The organism is Synechococcus sp. WC101 (assembly GCF_047461555.1).
Lineage (GTDB): Bacteria > Cyanobacteriota > Cyanobacteriia > Thermostichales > Thermostichaceae > Thermostichus.
The window spans coordinates 1-2,625 of sequence record NZ_JANSHG010000234.1 but is presented as its reverse complement, the minus strand read 5'-3'; the positions used below and the strand labels follow the sequence as shown (position 1 = coordinate 2,625).

Annotated in this window: 3 protein-coding genes; 1 reads left to right on the top strand and 2 read right to left on the bottom strand. The window is 59.9% G+C overall.

Features of this window, described 5'->3' with window-relative positions:
- Nucleotides 1-85: 85 nt before the first annotated feature.
- Nucleotides 86-466 carry a hypothetical protein gene (locus NW809_RS11860; protein WP_414402229.1) on the top strand — a complete coding sequence of 127 codons (381 nt, stop codon included), beginning with the start codon at nucleotides 86-88 and terminating at the stop codon, nucleotides 464-466.
- Nucleotides 467-640: 174 nt separating this feature from the next.
- Here NW809_RS11860 and NW809_RS11855 read toward each other — a convergent pair whose 3' ends face one another.
- Nucleotides 641-2,218, bottom strand: a complete 1,578-nt coding sequence (locus NW809_RS11855) for a serine/threonine-protein kinase (protein WP_414402228.1) — start codon at nucleotides 2,216-2,218, stop codon at nucleotides 641-643.
- Between the two features lie 72 nt (nucleotides 2,219-2,290).
- A partial coding sequence (locus NW809_RS11850) for a PDZ domain-containing protein (protein WP_414402227.1) occupies nucleotides 2,291-2,625 on the bottom strand: 335 nt, incomplete at its 5' end.

Below are 2,625 nucleotides of genomic sequence, written 5' to 3'. Positions count from 1 at the left end.
AGCCTACTCCCTGCCGGTTCTGGGAAGTTGCTTCAGGAGAATGAGCAGGAGCCTTACCAAGGGAAGTTGCTTCAGGAGAACAACCATGGGTCTCATCGAGAGTCTTGAAACGGCGATCGCAACCTCTCGTCGCAATTATGCTGAGCTCCTTGAGTTGACAGGACAACTGGTTGCTGAGCGACAGCAGCAAAGTCAAAGAATTCGGATACGGCTGAATGCTAAGCCTTGGACGACAGCAACCCTTAAAAGAGCTTTTGCTTCCTTTGCGGCAGCTCGAGATTATTTTGGCAAGCGCTACGGCGTAAAGGCAAGAGGGTGGAAAGCCTTGGCAGAGCAGGTCAATACCGTTGAGACTGCATTGATTCACTTGGGGCTGGCTATTCGCGAAAACCCCCAAGTAACTCCCCTCTTAGGGGATGAAAGACACCAATCTATCCAAGAGGATGCCCACCTACTTAGTGAATAAAGTATGCTTGTTGCGCGTAGAGTGTTTACTGTTTGCTTCGATCTGCCTAGGCGAAGTGCACCTAAACTCTGCAGAAACCCCATTTCAGGGAGATGGCTTGAGGTGGAGATCTTCAAGTCCGTCAACAGAGTTAAAAAGCCGCGCCCCTACCCCCCTTCCCGGAGAGGAGTTTTTCTACAGGCAGGCTTTGAGCTTTTTCAGTACCGCCCGATCCAGTACCAGCAGTGCTGGGCGCAAGCCTCCTGAGTACCCCCAGAAAAAGCCCACCGGCAGATGGCCCTTGGGCGCTTCCAGGTTGGTTTCAAGCTCCTCGTACCCCAGCCAGCGGCCCTGCACCCACCAGCCGACTCTTTCTCCCATGCACTCTTCGCGGGGCAAAGCTGAGAAGGATCTTGAACTAAGCCCTCCTCTTCCCTCCGAATCACACTCCTGCCAGAGCTGCTTCTGGACAGTAAAGCCAAAGTGCCCATGGCTGGCCTGCATCCAGAGTTGGTCGATGAGCCGCAACATGGGGCAGGGGAAAGCCTCAACATCCTTGGGGTCGAAAAAGCCTACCTGGGAGCACCCACTGAGTTTGAGCATCAAAGCTGTCGTCCACCGATCAGCTTCCCCCCACTGGCCGGCCTGCAGCCTATCCCACAGCCCTTGCAGGGCAGGCGCCGCTTCTCCCACCCAGTCTGGCCAGGGGAGAGTTGCAGGCAGGGATCCCTCTCGAGAAACCTCAGGGAAAATCAGGGCTCTGGATCCCGCCTCCCCTTTTGTTGGGGCAGGGGTGGGGGGTGCCACCATTTGCTCCAGCTCTTCCGCAGAGTGGTTGGCCAGGAGCTGCTCCAGCTCATCTTGGGGTTGCTGCTGGGCCAGAAGCTGTTCCAGTTCCCGCAGTTCTTGGGTGCGGATGGCAGGCTCAAAGGTAGCTGGCTGCTTCTCTTGCAGGGCTGACTCTGCCGGCAGCAGGGCCAGCCACTCGGCCATGGTTTGTGGGCGCTCTTCGGGGTGGAGAGCCATCCCTTTGAGGATGGCGGCCTCCACCTCTTCAGGAATGCTGGGGTTAAGGCTGCGGGGGGGATCCAACTGCCGGCCTGTGGCCCGCACCGGCGCGCACAAGGGCACTATCCCCGTCAGCAGGGTGTAGAGGGTGGCGGCCAAGGCATAGACATCGGTGAAGGCGCCGCGGCGGCGCAGGCTGTCGTACTGCTCCAGGGGGGCGTAGCCATCGGTGCCGTAGGAGGTATGGCGCTGGATCAAACCTTGGGCGTAGGCCCGCGCCAGGCCAAAGTCGATCAACACCGCTTGCCCGGATCCCTCCCGCACCAGGATGTTGGCCGGCTTCACATCGCGGTGCAGGATCCCCTGTTCGTGCAGGGCCATGAGGGCGGATCCCACCTCCCGCGTCAGGCGCAGAGCCTCTGGCAGGGGCAACGGCCCCTTTTGCTGCAAAAGCTGGTGCAGCGTCTGGCCGCGAACGCACTCCATCACAATGCACCAACAATCCCGCTCCCAGATGACCTCCTCCACCTTCACCACGTGGGGGTGACGGCAGCGGGCCAGTTGCAACGCCTCGTTCATGAAGTTTTGCTGGAAGCGAGGATAGTCTGGATCCTTGCGGAGGCTGTCGCTCAAGACCTTGATGACCACCTGCTCGGCGCGAACGCTATCCCAAGCCCGGTAGGTGATGCCGAAGCCCCCTTCCCCCAAAACAGCCTCGATGCGGTAGCGCCCCCCCTGCAAGTGTTCGCCAACTGCCCAAGCCATGCCCATCCCTCTCCCCCGCTCCTGGAGTCATTCTGTTACGGGGATCAATGACTTGAGGGCTTGGAAAGCTCCCTAGAAGTCTGGGGGCAGCACCCCCGTTTTCACCTGGAAGATGCGCACTTGCCCATCGCGGATGACCCGCAGCGTCAGGGTCTTGCCCACGCCGGCGGCATCCACCAACTGCTGCACCTGCTCGGCGTCGCGAATAGGTTGGCCGTCGATCTCGACAATGACATCCCCTTCGCGCAGGCCAACTTGCTCAGCCGGCGAGCCCGGAATTACCTGCCCGATCAACACCCCCTCTTGCACTGTCAGCGTGGTGGATCGGCCCGGGTCCCGGTTGAGGCGCTCCACCAAATCGGGGTTGAGGGTAATCATGCGGATGCCCAAGAAGGCATGCTCCACCC